Origin of the sequence: Bacillus sp. FSL K6-2971, assembly GCF_038006405.1 — a bacterium.
Taxonomy (GTDB): domain Bacteria; phylum Bacillota; class Bacilli; order Bacillales; family Bacillaceae; genus Bacillus; species Bacillus pumilus.
Genome location: NZ_JBBOVD010000001.1, coordinates 1,452,823 through 1,466,367, shown reverse-complemented (window position 1 = coordinate 1,466,367; position 13,545 = coordinate 1,452,823). Strand labels below are relative to the sequence as shown.

The window sequence follows — 13,545 nt, the reverse complement described above, 5'->3', positions numbered from 1 at the left end:
TGAACGAATATAAAGGAACAGACGCTTTTATCTCAAAGCGTCTTAGATTGTTGACAAAGTGCTAAAATGATGTTTATTTTAGCCCTTTGTCTTCTTTTCAGCGTGATAGAAAACCTTTGAAGTCTAGGAAGGGCAGCTACTTTTGCGGAGCGAATTGAACATTCGTGAGCACCAGCGCGCAGACCTGCCAACGAATGCGAGGGTTTGTCTACACGCTGAGACGCTTTTATCTAAAAGCGTCTTTTGATCCTAATATTACTCTCCATCTACTTGTGCCCATTTCAAATCGATATACCCAACAGGGTGACGGACAATCCCCTTCACGCCTTCTTTTTGTAAATGAACTTGGTTATAAAAATGAATCGGAATGATCGGTGCTTCTTCAATGAGAAGTGCCTCTGCATCATGAAGGATGTTGTTTCTCTTTTGTTCGTCTGCTTCCTGGCTCGCCTTCTTGATCAGTTGGTCATAGGTATCGTTTGACCATCCTGTCCGGTTCATGGCATTCCCTGTTTGAAAGCTCTCTAAGAAATTGATCGGATCTGCATAGTCTGCTAAAAATGAACTTTGTGAGAATTGGAATTTCAGTGCCTTTTGATCTTCTGCAAATACATTGGCTTCCATGTTTGCAAGCTTCACATCTACACCTAGCGCTTCTTTCAGCTGCTGCTGGATGGCTTCAGCTTTTTTCTTGTTCTCAGGCTTTGTACTATATGTCAATGTGACGGCTGGCAGTTTTGAATAGTTCTCTTCTTTCAGCCCTTTTTCTAGTAGCTTCGCAGCTTCACTCTTATCATTCTTCACAAGATCACCGCCAGCTTTTCTGAAATCTTCACCCTTTGAATCAAGAATGCCTGGCGAGACGAAGGCACGTGCTGGCTTCTCTTCATTTTTCGTTACATAATCCACGATATCTTGCGGGTTGATCGCCATTTGAAAAGCTTTGCGGATGTTCTTATTTTGAAAAGGTTCCATGTTCACATTCAGACGATAAAAGAACAATCCAGCCTGGTCTTCAATTTGTACATCTTTATTTTTCAGCAGGTTTTCACTTTGCTCTGCTGGGACAAAGGCAGTATCTAAATCTCCTGATTGATACATTTGATAGTCTGTGTTTCGATCACTGATCATCAGCCACTTCACTTGATCCAGCTTGACTGTTTTTTTGTCCCAATACGTCTCACTTTTTTCCATTGTGAAGCTCTCATCATGCTTCCACTCTGTCAGCTTGAACGGTCCATTTCCGACAAAGGTTTTGGCGTCTTTTGCCCAGTTTGGGTCCTTCTTAGCTACCTGTTCATTGACAGGAAAAAAAGCAGGGTTTGCGGTCATATTTAAGAACGATTTCTGCGGATATGCCAGTGTGACCTTGAGCGTTTTATCATTTACAGCGCTGACTTTCACGTCTTCTTTCTTTCCTTTTCCGCTGTTAAATGCCTCTCCGCCTTCAATCATGTAGGCTAGGAACGATGCAGATGAGCCTGTTTTCGGATCAAGCAGCCGCTTCCACGCATATTCAAAGTCACTCGCTTTCACTGGATCACCATTTGACCACTTGATGCCATCTCTTAAATGGAATGTGTACGTTTTTCCATCCTCTGATATCTCCCATTTTTCCGCCATTGCAGGAGATGGTTCGTGCTTTTCATTCAGTCTTGTTAATCCCTCCATTAAGTTATTGAGTCCTTGCCACGATACATTATTAAAACCAATCGGCGGATCAAACGACGTCGGTTCATTTTCGTTATTTAAGGTTAATATTTTCTTTTCACCCTGATTGCTTGATGATCCTTTCCCTGCTTGCTCATTGGCTGTACATCCTGCGAGCAGCATGATCGTGAACAAACATATACTGATGATCCACCCTTTTTTTTTCATCAAAAACTCCCCCTTTGTGTTGAAGATAAAACCGTTTGATTCGCTCGCTCATCTTGGAGCCAGCAATGCACTGTGTGGGTAGGTGACCGCTGCGTTTCGTGCGGCATGATATGATCACATACCTTCATGGCGGACGGGCAGCGATCTGTATACGGACAGCCCTTTGGCGGAGCAAATAAATCAGGTGGGCTTCCTTCAATTGGAATGAGTTCATCTTTCATATCAAGTCTTGGAACGGATTGCAGAAGTCCTTTTGTATAAGGATGCTGCGGACTGTAAAAAATATCTCGCCTCGTTCCGACCTCCACCATTTTCCCTCCGTACATGACCGCCACTCGGTCTGCGACTTGGGCGACGACCCCTAAATCATGTGTGATTAAAATAATGGTGACACCTGTTTTTCTCTGAATCTCTTTAAACAGCTCTAATATTTGTGCCTGTATGGTCACATCCAGCGCTGTCGTTGGTTCATCAGCAATCAGAACTTTGGGCTCGCAAATCAGTGCCATGGCAATCATGAGCCGCTGCCTCATTCCCCCGCTGAACTGGTGAGGGTATTGCTTTAGCCTTTCCTTCGGCTGCGGAATGCCAACCAAATCAAGCATCCGAATGGCGGCTTCTTTCACTTCTTTTTTCGTCAGCTTTTGATGCTCCTTTGCCGCCTCCATGAGCTGATCGCCGATTGTCAAGGTTGGGTTCAGTGCGGTCATTGGATCTTGGAAGATCATCGAAATATCGACACCTCGTATGGCGCGCATTTCTTTTTCAGATAATGACAGCAAATTTCGGTCTTCAAACCAGATTTCTCCCCGATCAACATGAGCGCTGTAAGCTGGCAGCAGCCTCATAATGCTTTGTGAAGTCACACTTTTCCCGCAGCCTGATTCTCCCACAATGGCAAGGGTTTCTTTTTCATATACATCCACATTCACCCCGCGTACCGCTCGAACTGAGCCGCCATATGTCCGAAAGCTGACGTGCAGATCGATGATTTGTAGAACTTTTTTCAAAGCGCCATCACCTCTTCATCTTCGGATCAAGCGCATCTTGCAAGCCATCACCTAAATTGTTAAAGCAAAACATCGTGAGCGAAATAAAAAACGCAGGGAAAAATAAACGCCACCAATGCCCGTTATCTGACAGCACTGTCGGCAGCGCATCATTTGCCATCACGCCCCAGCTTGCAAACGGTGCTTGAATGCCTAAACCAAGAAAGCTTAGGAACGCTTCTGCAAATATCGCGGTCGGCACAGTTAAGGTCATCTGAACGATAATCGGCCCCATCGTATTCGGCAGCAGGTTGCGGCGAATGATACGAAGGCTCTTTGCACCAAAGGTTTTTGAGGCAAGGACATATTCCTGGCTTTTCAGCTGAAGAACTTGACCTCTCACGATTCTTGCCATTCCAATCCATCCGGTGACAGTGAGCGCTACAATAATGGTGACGAGCCCTGGCCCCATTAGAACCATCAATAAAATGACAACAAGTAAATAAGGAAGACCGTAAAGCACCTCGACGATTCGCATCATGACATGGTCATATCTCCCGCCCTTATAACCGGCAATCCCTCCATAAATCACGCCGATGGCAAAATCAATCAGGGCTGCCATGACGCCTACAAATAAAGAAATACGAGCCCCGTACCATGTACGAGTGAACACATCTCGTCCAAGCTCATCCGTTCCGAACCAGTGAGCAGCGGATGGCGGCAGATTTTGCATCGAAAGACGCTGCTCTGTCACGCTATTAGGCGCAAGCAATGGGCCTAATAGTGCCATGATAAAAAGAAAAATCAATACCGATAGACTAAACATCGCAAGCTTATTTTGCTTCAGTCGTCTCCATGTGTCTGCCCAATACGAAAGAGAGGGTCTTTTAATGGCATGGGCCTCTGTGTTCTTTTGCTCTCTCGGAGAAAACCATTCGTCCGGCACTTCATGATGCGGATTCGGTTGATCCTGCTGCAAATGTATACTCATGCCTTTCCTCCTTTCTGATGCAGCTGAATCCTTGGATCAAGCAGGCGATACGCCACATCAACAATGAAAAGAAGTGTGATTAAAATGATGCTGTAAAAAACAGTGGTTCCCATGATGACAGGATAATCACGGTTGTTAATACTCTCGACAAAATATTTTCCCATTCCAGGAATCGCAAATATTTTTTCAATGACAAAACTTCCTGTTAAAATGCTTGCGACAAGTGTGCCAAGAATGGTCACAACAGGCAAAAGCGCATTTCGAAGCGCATGTTTGAACACAATTTTAAAAGGAGAAAGTCCTTTTGCTTTAGCAGTGCGAATATAGTCCTGAGACAGCACTTCAATCATGCTCGATCTTGTTAACCGGGCCATAATGGCCATCGGACTAACGGCAAGAGCAATGGTCGGTAGCACCATATGCATCGGACTTGTCCACATCGCTGTAGGAAAGAGCTTCAAATTCACAGCAAGCTGCTGAATTAATAAAGTAGCAAAGATAAAGTTTGGAATGGATATACCGAAAACAGCAATGGTCATGGCGATATAATCAATCAAGCCATTGTGCCGGAGGGCAGCCATGACCCCTAGCAGGATGCCGGAGATGACAGCAATCAATATTGAGATAAGACCAAGTTCTAATGAGACTGGGAAGCCTCTCGCCAATAGATCATTGACACTTTCAGAAGGCTTTTTAATGGAAGGACCAAAATCAAAGGTAACGATGGATTTTAAATAGATGACATATTGAACATACAGTGGTTCGTCTAAGTGATAGTAGCTTTCGAGGTTTCGCTGGACGGTTTCGTTTGTATTTCGTTCTTCATTGAAGGGCGATCCTGGGATGACCTTCATTAAAATAAACGTTAACGTCGTAATCGTTAAGATCGTGGCAATCATCGCAATAAAACGCTTGAGCAAAAAGCTGGTCATCTGCCGTCTCCCCCTCGCTTAACAAAATGTTGTACGTGCGGCAAGCTCTGTCATGACAAGCATCGCTTGGTAGGCTTCTAATATATTCTCTGCTTGATACGTCACCGTTGTTGTCCCTTCAATAATGGCAGTGCCAGGCATTAAATTCGCCCATTCAGCTTGTCCATAATTGGCAAACTCAATCTTCAGCAGCGGCTGATCAGGAGGCGTCAGCGGCTTGATGTGATGAATCTGTTTCATTGCGACTTCCACTTGCTGTGAGATTTGTTGGTTGACTTTGGCAGGAGTGAGACATTTCACAGCAGATCTTGATATGGTCTCTTTCACTGCGACTGTTTTCACACCAGGCATCAGCTTTTCTGCTTCAAGTGCTGCTTGATCATCTCCGCAAACAAGAATCACTGGCACACCATAGTAGCCTGCAACATACGCATTAAAGCCCATTTCACCAATTGGATGATCATTTATGTAAAAATGTCGGACACCAAAAATCATACTGTGAGACATCACACCTTTCATAGACGCCCTCGCATGATAGCCTAAAAAAACAGCAGCATCATAGGTTTGATCTAACCCTTGAACCATTGAATAAGGCTTGACGTCACCAGATATAAGAGATGCTTCTTCATGCAATTCTTCAATCAACAAATTATTCATTTTAGAATGACTGTCATTGACCAAAATATCCGTTGCGCCATGCTGAAGAAGTGCCTGCACACAGGCATTCACTTCACCCGTCATGATCTTTCTGCCCCGTTCATAATTGTGCTGACGGGCATCGACAAATGTATGATCAGCTAGACCAGTAATTCCCTCCATATCGACAGATACATAGAGCTTCATCCCCATCCCCCTTTAATTAAACTTAAAATTTGTGTATATTTTTCTAAATTTTCTAAAAAATTATATGATTACTTGATTGATTTTTCAATACAATGTCTGAAAATAAGGAAATTAGACTCAGTTAATACAGGTCAATAGACTGAATGAGAAAGGATTTTTTTAACAAATAAAACACCACTAACTGTGTCTTTAGTGGTGTTTGTCCGCTTCGTTAATCTGTGATTTCAGTTGTTCATATTTCTTCATGGTTTGTGTAAATAGATCATCAAACATCTGAGGTGCCTGCTTTTGAATGACCTCGGCGCCTTCTCCTGTAATGCCCCCTTTTGTCGCCACCCTATCGACAGTTTCAGCAAAGGTGAGACCTCGTTCTACAAGGACTTGACCTGTGCCTAAAAGGGCATATGTTAAAAATTCATACGCTTCCTCTAAAGAAAGCTCACTATTTCTCACAGCGGCTCTCGCCATTTCTTCAAAAAGAGCAGCGATAAAACCAGGAGATGAGCTCGTCAAGTTACTCGCCGCATCAATCCGGTCTTCCTCCACTTCACGGACGATGCTAAAAGCTGAAAGCAGACGATGCAAACACGCCTTTTCTTCCTCTCCAGCAGTTTCGCCATGCACAACGAGGGATACGCCCGTTCCAACAGCTGACGTGAGCGTTGGGATGTATCTGGATACTGGTTGAGTCGTATGCTTTGATAACTTGTCTAACGTCACAGCCGCGGCTACTGATACAATATGGATCGATTTGGCTGCTGAAGGCAGTTGATCGAGTACATCAAGTACAGCAAGTGGCGGCACGCAGATAAAAAGTACATCACATGACGCAGAAAGTTCGTCTAATGAGCAGATGTTTATTTCTTGATGCTTGTCTTTGAGTTGAAGCAGGCGGTCCGTTTCACTTCTTGTGTGGATCATGATTTGATGGGCATTGAGTACTTCTTTTTCCAGCCATTTTTGCACCATCATATCAGCCATGCTTCCATATCCAATGATTCCAATTGTCTCCACAGTTTAATCTCCTCTATTTTGCTTAGATTCACTACTTATTTTAACAATTTCCCACAATGTTTTCATTTTTATCCCACACTTTTTTCTTACGATCAAGTCAGTATCCACCACAAAAGGTAAAACCCCTTAAACCCATTCATGAAAAAATGATGAAAGAGAGTGATTTGAATGACACATCACAAAAATGAACAACAACCTTCTCAAGAACTTCAAACAACGGAACAGCCACAAAAACAAAAGAAGAAGCCAAACGGATGGTTTAAGCCATTTGTCAGCGGTGTTGTAGGCGGTACGCTGGCGTTAGGTGTGTACGTCCTTTCGCCATATGCCCAGCACGCATCAGACAACACAGCACATAACTCAGCAGCAAAAACAGAAGCTGTATCGACAAATGATACAAGTGCCAATTCGTCAAAAACAACCGCCGTCCAAACATCACATTCATCAAACAGCATCTCCAGCATGGTAGAAAATGTATCACCAGCCATTGTCGGCATTACAAACTACCAAGCGCAAAGTCAAACAGACATGAGCTTTGGCGATTTCAATACACCTTTTGATGAGTCACAGCAAAATAAAAGCAGTCAAGAGGAAAAAACAGGTACAGGCTCAGGAGTGATTTTCAAAAAATCCGGAAGTAAAGCCTATGTCTTAACAAACAACCACGTCATTGAAGGGGCAAATAAACTAACAATCTCCTTGCACGATGGCAAAACCGCCAAAGGTAAATTAGTCGGAGCTGACCCGCTGACTGACCTAGCAGTTGTAGAAATTAGCAGCAGTCATGTAACGAAGGTCGCGGCATTAGGCGATTCCTCCTCGCTGCGTGCTGGGGAAACCGTCATCGCGATCGGAAACCCGCTTGGTGAAGATCTATCAAGAACCGTGACCCAAGGAATTGTCAGCGGTGTCGACCGAACAGTCTCGATGAACACATCAGCAGGCGAAAGCAGCATTAATGTGATTCAAACAGATGCAGCTATTAACCCAGGAAACAGCGGCGGCCCGCTTCTTACGACAGATGGAAAGGTTGTGGGGATCACGAGTATGAAAATTTCTGAAACAGGTGTTGAAGGCATTGGATTCGCACTTCCAATCAATGATGTCAAACCAATCGCCGATCAGCTTCTCGCAAAAGGAAAGATTGAGCGTCCATATATCGGCATCAGCATGCTGGATCTCGAACAAGTCCCGGACGTGTATCAGAAAGAAACACTCGGTCTCAAAAATAGTCAGCTTGATCAAGGCGTATACGTCAAAGAAATCGCCGCAGGCTCACCTGCCGCCAAAGCCGGCTTAAAGTCAGAGGATGTCATTACCGCCATCAATGGGAAACAAATCAAAACCGGAAGTGAATTACGTCATGAGCTATACACGAATACAAAGATTGGAGACACCGTGAGCATCACACTCATTCGAAACGGAAAAGAAGAAACGAAGAAGGTGACATTAACACAAACTGAATCTAAGCAGGTAAGTTCCTAATGCAAAAAGAAGGGCTAAAATCATCTGGATTTTAGCCCTTTTTTCTTTTCAGCGTGATAGAAAACCTTTGCAGATCTGACAAAGAATGCGAGGGTTTGTCTATACGCTGAGCAGCTCATGAATGAGCTGCTTTTATTATGATGACTGAATTGGCGTTAATCTTTGTTCTATTTCTGCTCGTTTGTGCTCTAGAAATGGCGGAAGGGCTAATTGATCGCCAAGCTCATCTACTCCTTCGTCCACTGTAAACCCAGGACCGTCTGTTGAGATTTCAAATAAGATACCATTCGGTTCTCTAAAGTAAAGGGCTTTAAAGTAGAAACGTTCCACAACACCAGAATTCGTGAAGCCTGCTTTTGATATTTTGTCATACCATTTTTCCAGTTCCTCTGCATCTTCCACGCGAAAGGCTACGTGATGCACACTTCCTCTGCCGGAACGCTCAGAAGGCCCTTCCGTTTTTTCGATCACATGAATTTCTGTTCCAGCACCGCCATTTCCTGACTCAAAAATGGTCACGATCTCACCATCATTTGATTGTTCACGCGCTCTTTCGGTGAAGCCAAGGATGTCTGTTAAAACACGAATCGTTTTGTCCGCTTCTGCAACGGTTAATTCCACTGGCCCCAAGCCTCTAATGGCAAACTCTGCCGGAATATCATCATGCACTGGCGGTGAGCCTGCTTCTTGTGCGTTCGGTTCTACTGTTAAAAACAGCTGCTGTCCTTCTGGATCTTGAAAGCGCAAGGCAGGTCTGCCCCCTCTCAAGGAAGCCGTTTCTTGCTGCACGCCTGTCTCTTCAAAACGCTTTTCCCAAAATGAGAGTGCTTCTTCAGAAGAAACGAGAAGGCCTGTGCTTGTGATGGCGTTTGTTCCTTTCAAACGACGGGCGAGCATTGGAATTTCAAAGAATGTGAGCTCCGTTCCCGGTGAAGCGACCTCATCTCCATAAAATAAGTGATACATAGATGGGTCATCCTGATTGACCGTTTTCTTTACAAGTTTTAAGCCAAGAATCTGGCGGTAGAAATCAACATTTTTTTGAGCATTGGCTGTTAATGCAGATACGTGGTGAATTCCATTGATTTTCATTACGTTCACTCCTCTTTCAAAATATCTCGAATTCAAGATAATATCCTTATGAATAAAATAGGTCATTTTTCAAGAAAAGTCAACCATTTGGCTAGATGTTCGGTTTCTAACGATAAAATTAACATTAAATCAAAAATAATCTTTCATTGTTCGTTTTTAACGAAACATTTACCCTGATATCTCCAATAAACGAACACTTTTAAATACAAATACGAAAATCAGAAAATTTTTTTAATTCTTGTTTTCCTAAAATCGTATTACAATGAACAAAATACATGTCACAGTAACGTACGAAAGTGATGCAGGAGGTCGCGAGTAATGAACAAAGAACAACCAGCGTTAAAACAGGACATCGGCTTATTTTTCGCCCTATCTCTTGTCATCGGGACTATTATCGGGTCCGGCGTCTTTATGAAGCCAGGCAACGTCCTTTCCTATTCAGGAAGCTCAAATATCGCATTATTCGCTTGGCTGCTAGGCGGCATTTTAACCCTTGCAGGCGGACTCACTGTTGCTGAAATTGGTACACAAATCCCTCGGACTGGCGGATTGTATGCCTACCTTGAAGAAGTGTATGGTGAGTTTTGGGGCTATTTATGCGGCTGGGTGCAGATTATCATTTACGGACCTGCCATCATCGGTGCACTCGGTCTTTATTTTGGTTCATTGTTAGCCAATTTATTTTCTCTTTCTTCTTTATGGTCGACAACAATCGGCATTATCACTGTTTTATTTTTATGTTTGATTAACATCATGGGAACAAAATACGGCGGTTTTGTACAAGGACTGACCACCATCGGGAAGCTTGTCCCGATTGCCGCTATTATTGTGTTTGGCTTATGGAAAGGAAACGAAAATATTTTTATGGCTGTCAATGATAGCATCGCTCAAATGAACTTCGGTGCAGCGATCCTAGCTACGCTTTTTGCCTATGATGGCTGGATATTGCTTGCAGCACTTGGCGGTGAAATGAAAAACCCAGAGAAACTGCTTCCTCGTGCAATGGCAGGCGGGATTTTAATCGTCACGGCTTGCTATCTCTTTATTAATGTCGCTCTTTTGCACGTGTTACCAGCAGATCAAATTGTACAGCTTGGAGAAAATGCGACAAGTACTGCTGCGACAATGCTCTTTGGACCAATCGGCGGTAAGGTCATTAGTATCGGCATCATCATTAGTATCTTTGGCTGTTTGAACGGAAAGGTTCTTTCATTCCCACGTGTGATTTTCGCGATGGCAGAGCGAAAGCAAATTCCTTTCGCAAACGCGATCTCACGTATTCACCCTACATTTAAAACACCGTGGATTGCTGTATTTGTACAAATTTTGATCGCCATTGTGTTTATGGTCGTCAGCAATCCAGAAAAGCTGTCAGAGGTTTCGATCTTCATGATCTACATCTTTTATGTCATGGCCTTTTTCGCAGTCTTTAAACTGAGAAAACAAAACAAAGGAATGGAGCGTGCTTATAGCGTACCACTTTATCCGCTCACACCAATCGTTGCGATTATCGGTTCTTTATTCGTCTTAATCAGCACCATGATCACCGACTGGAAAAGCTGTCTCATCTCCATGCTGATCGGGATTGCTGGACTGCCTATTTATTATTATATGAAAAAAGCACACAAAAAAGCAGAGCGTTAATCGGGACTGACCCCCGTTTTTGAGACAGGGATCAAAACACCTTTATACAGCCAATTGCCGATAGTTTATCGGTGATTGGTTGTTTAGTTTCGTTTGAATACGAATGTTGTTATAATAATAAATGTATTCTTTGACAGTGCGTTCTACGATGCTGGTCGTAGTGCGGTCAATCCTGTTAAGATAGAACGTTTCAGACTTTAGTGAGGAATGAAACGATTCGATGGAGGCATTATCAGCGGGCGTCCCTTTACGGGACATGCTCATGGTAATGCCTTTTATATGAACAGCTTTCTGATACTCGTAAGATGTATACACAGAACCTTGATCGCTATGTAACACGCAATTCTCAGGCAGTGCTGGGAGCTGATTAAGTGTGTTTAAGATAAAGTCTGTGTCCTGCTTATCACCAATCGTAAAAGCAATCACTTCTCCATTATATAAATCCAATATACTGGAAAGGTACAATTGTTTCTGTCCATAAGGCAAATACGTGATGTCCGTTACTAGTTTTTCAAGAGGGCGATCAGACTGAAAGTTCCGATCCAGTATATTACCGGCCACGGCATAGGGCTGCCCATTCTTCTTACGCTTTTTCATTTTAACCCGGCATTGCCACTGGTTTTTCTGCATGATACGTTGAACAGTTTTATGGTTAATACGCATTCCCCTTTTTAGTATGGCTGTGATTTTTCGATAACCATATCGATATTTGTGCTTTCGGCACAACGTGCCGACCTGTTTCTCTAGTTGTCTTTTAGAATGATTCTGAGTCAGATCCTTTTTCCATCTATAATACGAAGTACGTAAGATGCCTAAATGGACACAGATGTCCTGTACCGTCATCGTTTTGCACAATTCTTCTACCAGTTTGATTGACGTTTCCTTATCAACTTCCTTTCCAATTCGTTGTACTTTTTTAAAACTTCATTCTGTTGACTCAAATAGCGATTTTCTGCCTGCAGTCTCTCTAATTCGGAAGAGTACTCGGGACCCTTTCCATAGGTATATTGTTTTCCAACAGGCTGTTCGAACCGGTGTGTATCCCCAGCCTTATGCCACCTCACCCATGTCTGAACCTGCGTCTTATTCTTGATATTCAATTTCTGCATGATCTCTTTCATAGGTACGCCTGCCAATCTCATTTCTACAGCCTTCTGTTTGACTTCAACCGGATAACTCACTCTTGTCCCCATAGAAAAAACACCTCCATGTTTTATTTCGGATCACAACGATCCATTTTCAAACTTGAAGGTGTTTTTTATTTGTCTCATCTTATGGGGTCAGTCCCATCAGCTCTGCTTTTTTTTATATTGCTTAATCACTTTGTATGATTCGTTTAAATATCTCATGAGCCGGTATGGCTTACTAAGCACGCGGATTGGGAGTCTTGAGATAAATCCATTCAAATTCGCCTTGTATTCCTGCGTCATCCGCTTTGGCTTTGTCGCAATTTTTTCGTATACTTCTTTGTAAAATTCCTTCATGATGTCGACTTGCACACTGATCTTCTGATGACACTCTGTACACTCAACGCTTTTCATCTGATCATTCACATAAACGATGCTGTGGAGGGTCTCTTCTTGGCACCGAGTACAATGTAGGTTTGCTTCCATTTCGGTTTTCTTCAAGATACACAGCTCCTTTCTCGTTTGATGTTGCTCTTTTTATACAATTCGATGGCTGTTAGCCGTTTATTGGACGGAAGCTTCCTTTAATATGGCTGCGGCCGTTAGTTCGTCTGTCACCAGCACTTGAATAAAGCCGCCATTTAAAGCCCCTAAAATACTTTCAGCTTTATGGGTTCCTTCTACAACAGCGATGACCGTTTTGACGCTCTTTAACTGCTCCAGTGATAAACCAATGACCTTTTGATTCAATTCATCTTGGACAGGCTTGCCTTGACCGTCAAAGAAACGAAAGCCAATATCACCAACAGCCCCTGATTGCCTTAAACCAGATAAATCCTCTTCTTTTAAGTAACCAACTGTTTTTAACGTTGAACCTTTATGCGGGTTGCCAATACCGATGAGGGCAATGTCTACATTTTTACCTTCTTCAAGCACAGCTTCTATATCCTGCATTGCCATGAGCCGCTCTTTTAATTCTTCTGTTTCTAAAATCGCCGGTGCATATAAATAGGAACATGTGCCATTCATTTTCTTTGCCAGCTCATATGCCAGCTGATTGGCATGAATGTCGACTGCCTGCCTGCCCATTCCGCCCTCTAAAGGAATGACCTTCACATCGTTTCTTCGCTCGAACGGGTATTCCTTTACAAGCGCAGCCAGTGTAGTTCCCCATGAAATACCGATTTTCTCCGCGTCTTTCATGTTTTTAGATAAATAATAGGCGCCTGCTTGACCGACTGCCCGTTTCACCATCTCAGACATTGTCCCGACGCTTGGGACAACGACAGCATCTGTTAATTGAAAAGTTGTTTCTAGCTGCTTTTCCAGTTCCACCGTATGAATACTTTCGTCTTTAATGTACACCTCAACGATTCCCACATCTTTTGCTTTTTGTAAGAGCTTTGAAATGACTGGTCTTGAGACATTGAGCTTTTTTGCAATTTCCTGCTGCGTCCACCCGTCTGTATAATAAAGATGAGCAACTTTGACGAGCTGTCGTCTTTCTTCCCAATTCAGCATGTGACATCATCCTTTTAATATACTATGAT

Annotated in this window: 12 protein-coding genes; 2 read left to right on the top strand and 10 right to left on the bottom strand. The window is 43.2% G+C overall.

The annotated features are described in order from the left end of the window. Positions 1–255: 255 nt before the first annotated feature. The 6 genes from MHI33_RS07615 to proG form a co-directional block, all read right to left on the bottom strand. Positions 256–1,878 (bottom strand): peptide ABC transporter substrate-binding protein, encoded by a 1,623-nt coding sequence (locus MHI33_RS07615; RefSeq protein ID WP_340910444.1) that lies wholly within the window; start codon positions 1,876–1,878, stop codon positions 256–258. Beyond that, positions 1,878–2,888, bottom strand: a complete 1,011-nt coding sequence (locus MHI33_RS07610; protein ID WP_106029837.1) for an ABC transporter ATP-binding protein — start codon at positions 2,886–2,888, stop codon at positions 1,878–1,880. Before MHI33_RS07610 ends, MHI33_RS07615 begins: the two co-directional genes overlap by 1 nt. Positions 2,889–2,895: 7 nt before the next feature. After that, positions 2,896–3,858, bottom strand: a complete 963-nt coding sequence (locus MHI33_RS07605; protein WP_065097110.1) for an ABC transporter permease — start codon at positions 3,856–3,858, stop codon at positions 2,896–2,898. Beyond that, positions 3,855–4,790, bottom strand: a complete 936-nt coding sequence (locus MHI33_RS07600) for an ABC transporter permease (protein WP_217012902.1) — start codon at positions 4,788–4,790, stop codon at positions 3,855–3,857. Before MHI33_RS07600 ends, MHI33_RS07605 begins: the two co-directional genes overlap by 4 nt. Positions 4,791–4,808: 18 nt before the next feature. Continuing rightward, on the bottom strand, positions 4,809–5,633 hold the full coding sequence (locus MHI33_RS07595; protein ID WP_340910439.1) for a M55 family metallopeptidase: 825 nt from the start codon (positions 5,631–5,633) through the stop codon (positions 4,809–4,811). 189 nt (positions 5,634–5,822) lie between these two features. Further along, positions 5,823–6,647 (bottom strand): pyrroline-5-carboxylate reductase ProG, encoded by an 825-nt coding sequence (proG, locus tag MHI33_RS07590; protein ID WP_113767571.1) that lies wholly within the window; start codon positions 6,645–6,647, stop codon positions 5,823–5,825. A 168-nt stretch (positions 6,648–6,815) separates the two neighbouring features. Between proG and MHI33_RS07585 the strand changes: the two genes are divergently transcribed. After that, the gene (locus tag MHI33_RS07585) at positions 6,816–8,132 is read left to right on the top strand and encodes a trypsin-like peptidase domain-containing protein (protein ID WP_340910435.1); all 1,317 of its coding nucleotides are present in this window, start codon (positions 6,816–6,818) and stop codon (positions 8,130–8,132) included. A 135-nt stretch (positions 8,133–8,267) separates the two neighbouring features. Here the strand turns inward: MHI33_RS07585 and MHI33_RS07580 are convergent, their stop codons facing one another. Next, positions 8,268–9,224 carry a ring-cleaving dioxygenase gene (locus MHI33_RS07580; RefSeq protein ID WP_044138917.1) on the bottom strand — a complete coding sequence of 319 codons (957 nt, stop codon included), beginning with the start codon at positions 9,222–9,224 and terminating at the stop codon, positions 8,268–8,270. 318 nt (positions 9,225–9,542) lie between these two features. Here MHI33_RS07580 and MHI33_RS07575 point away from each other — a divergent pair, with 318 nt between their 5' ends. After that, positions 9,543–10,868, top strand: coding sequence for an APC family permease (locus MHI33_RS07575; RefSeq protein WP_217012898.1), 1,326 nt, complete (start codon positions 9,543–9,545; stop codon positions 10,866–10,868). Between the two features lie 42 nt (positions 10,869–10,910). Here MHI33_RS07575 and MHI33_RS07570 read toward each other — a convergent pair. The 3 genes from MHI33_RS07570 to MHI33_RS07560 all read right to left on the bottom strand — a co-directional run bounded on the left by MHI33_RS07570 (position 10,911) and on the right by MHI33_RS07560 (position 13,516). Continuing rightward, a protein-coding gene (locus MHI33_RS07570; RefSeq protein ID WP_283923762.1) for an IS3 family transposase occupies positions 10,911–12,061 on the bottom strand; the annotation gives its coding sequence in 2 pieces (ribosomal slippage) (positions 10,911–11,788 and positions 11,788–12,061; 1,152 coding nt in all). Positions 12,062–12,157: 96 nt separating this feature from the next. Continuing rightward, entirely contained in the window at positions 12,158–12,496 is a 339-nt protein-coding gene (locus MHI33_RS07565; RefSeq protein WP_044138921.1) for a bh protein, read from the bottom strand. Between the two features lie 63 nt (positions 12,497–12,559). Further along, complete coding sequence (locus tag MHI33_RS07560; protein WP_003211594.1) at positions 12,560–13,516, bottom strand: sugar-binding transcriptional regulator; 957 nt, start codon at positions 13,514–13,516, stop codon at positions 12,560–12,562. Positions 13,517–13,545: the final 29 nt, after the last annotated feature.

Excerpts from the sequence above, each read along its gene's own strand:
- MHI33_RS07615 (WP_340910444.1), bottom strand. The coding sequence starts at position 1,878 with ATGAAAAAAAAAGGGTGGATCATCAGTATATGTTTGTTCACGATCATG.
- MHI33_RS07605 (WP_065097110.1), bottom strand. The coding sequence starts at position 3,858 with ATGAGTATACATTTGCAGCAGGATCAACCGAATCCGCATCATGAAGTG.
- MHI33_RS07600 (WP_217012902.1), bottom strand. The coding sequence starts at position 4,790 with ATGACCAGCTTTTTGCTCAAGCGTTTTATTGCGATGATTGCCACGATC.
- MHI33_RS07595 (WP_340910439.1), bottom strand. The coding sequence starts at position 5,633 with ATGAAGCTCTATGTATCTGTCGATATGGAGGGAATTACTGGTCTAGCT.
- MHI33_RS07585 (WP_340910435.1), top strand. The coding sequence starts at position 6,816 with ATGACACATCACAAAAATGAACAACAACCTTCTCAAGAACTTCAAACA.
- MHI33_RS07580 (WP_044138917.1), bottom strand. The coding sequence starts at position 9,224 with ATGAAAATCAATGGAATTCACCACGTATCTGCATTAACAGCCAATGCT.
- MHI33_RS07575 (WP_217012898.1), top strand. The coding sequence starts at position 9,543 with ATGAACAAAGAACAACCAGCGTTAAAACAGGACATCGGCTTATTTTTC.
- MHI33_RS07560 (WP_003211594.1), bottom strand. The coding sequence starts at position 13,516 with ATGCTGAATTGGGAAGAAAGACGACAGCTCGTCAAAGTTGCTCATCTT.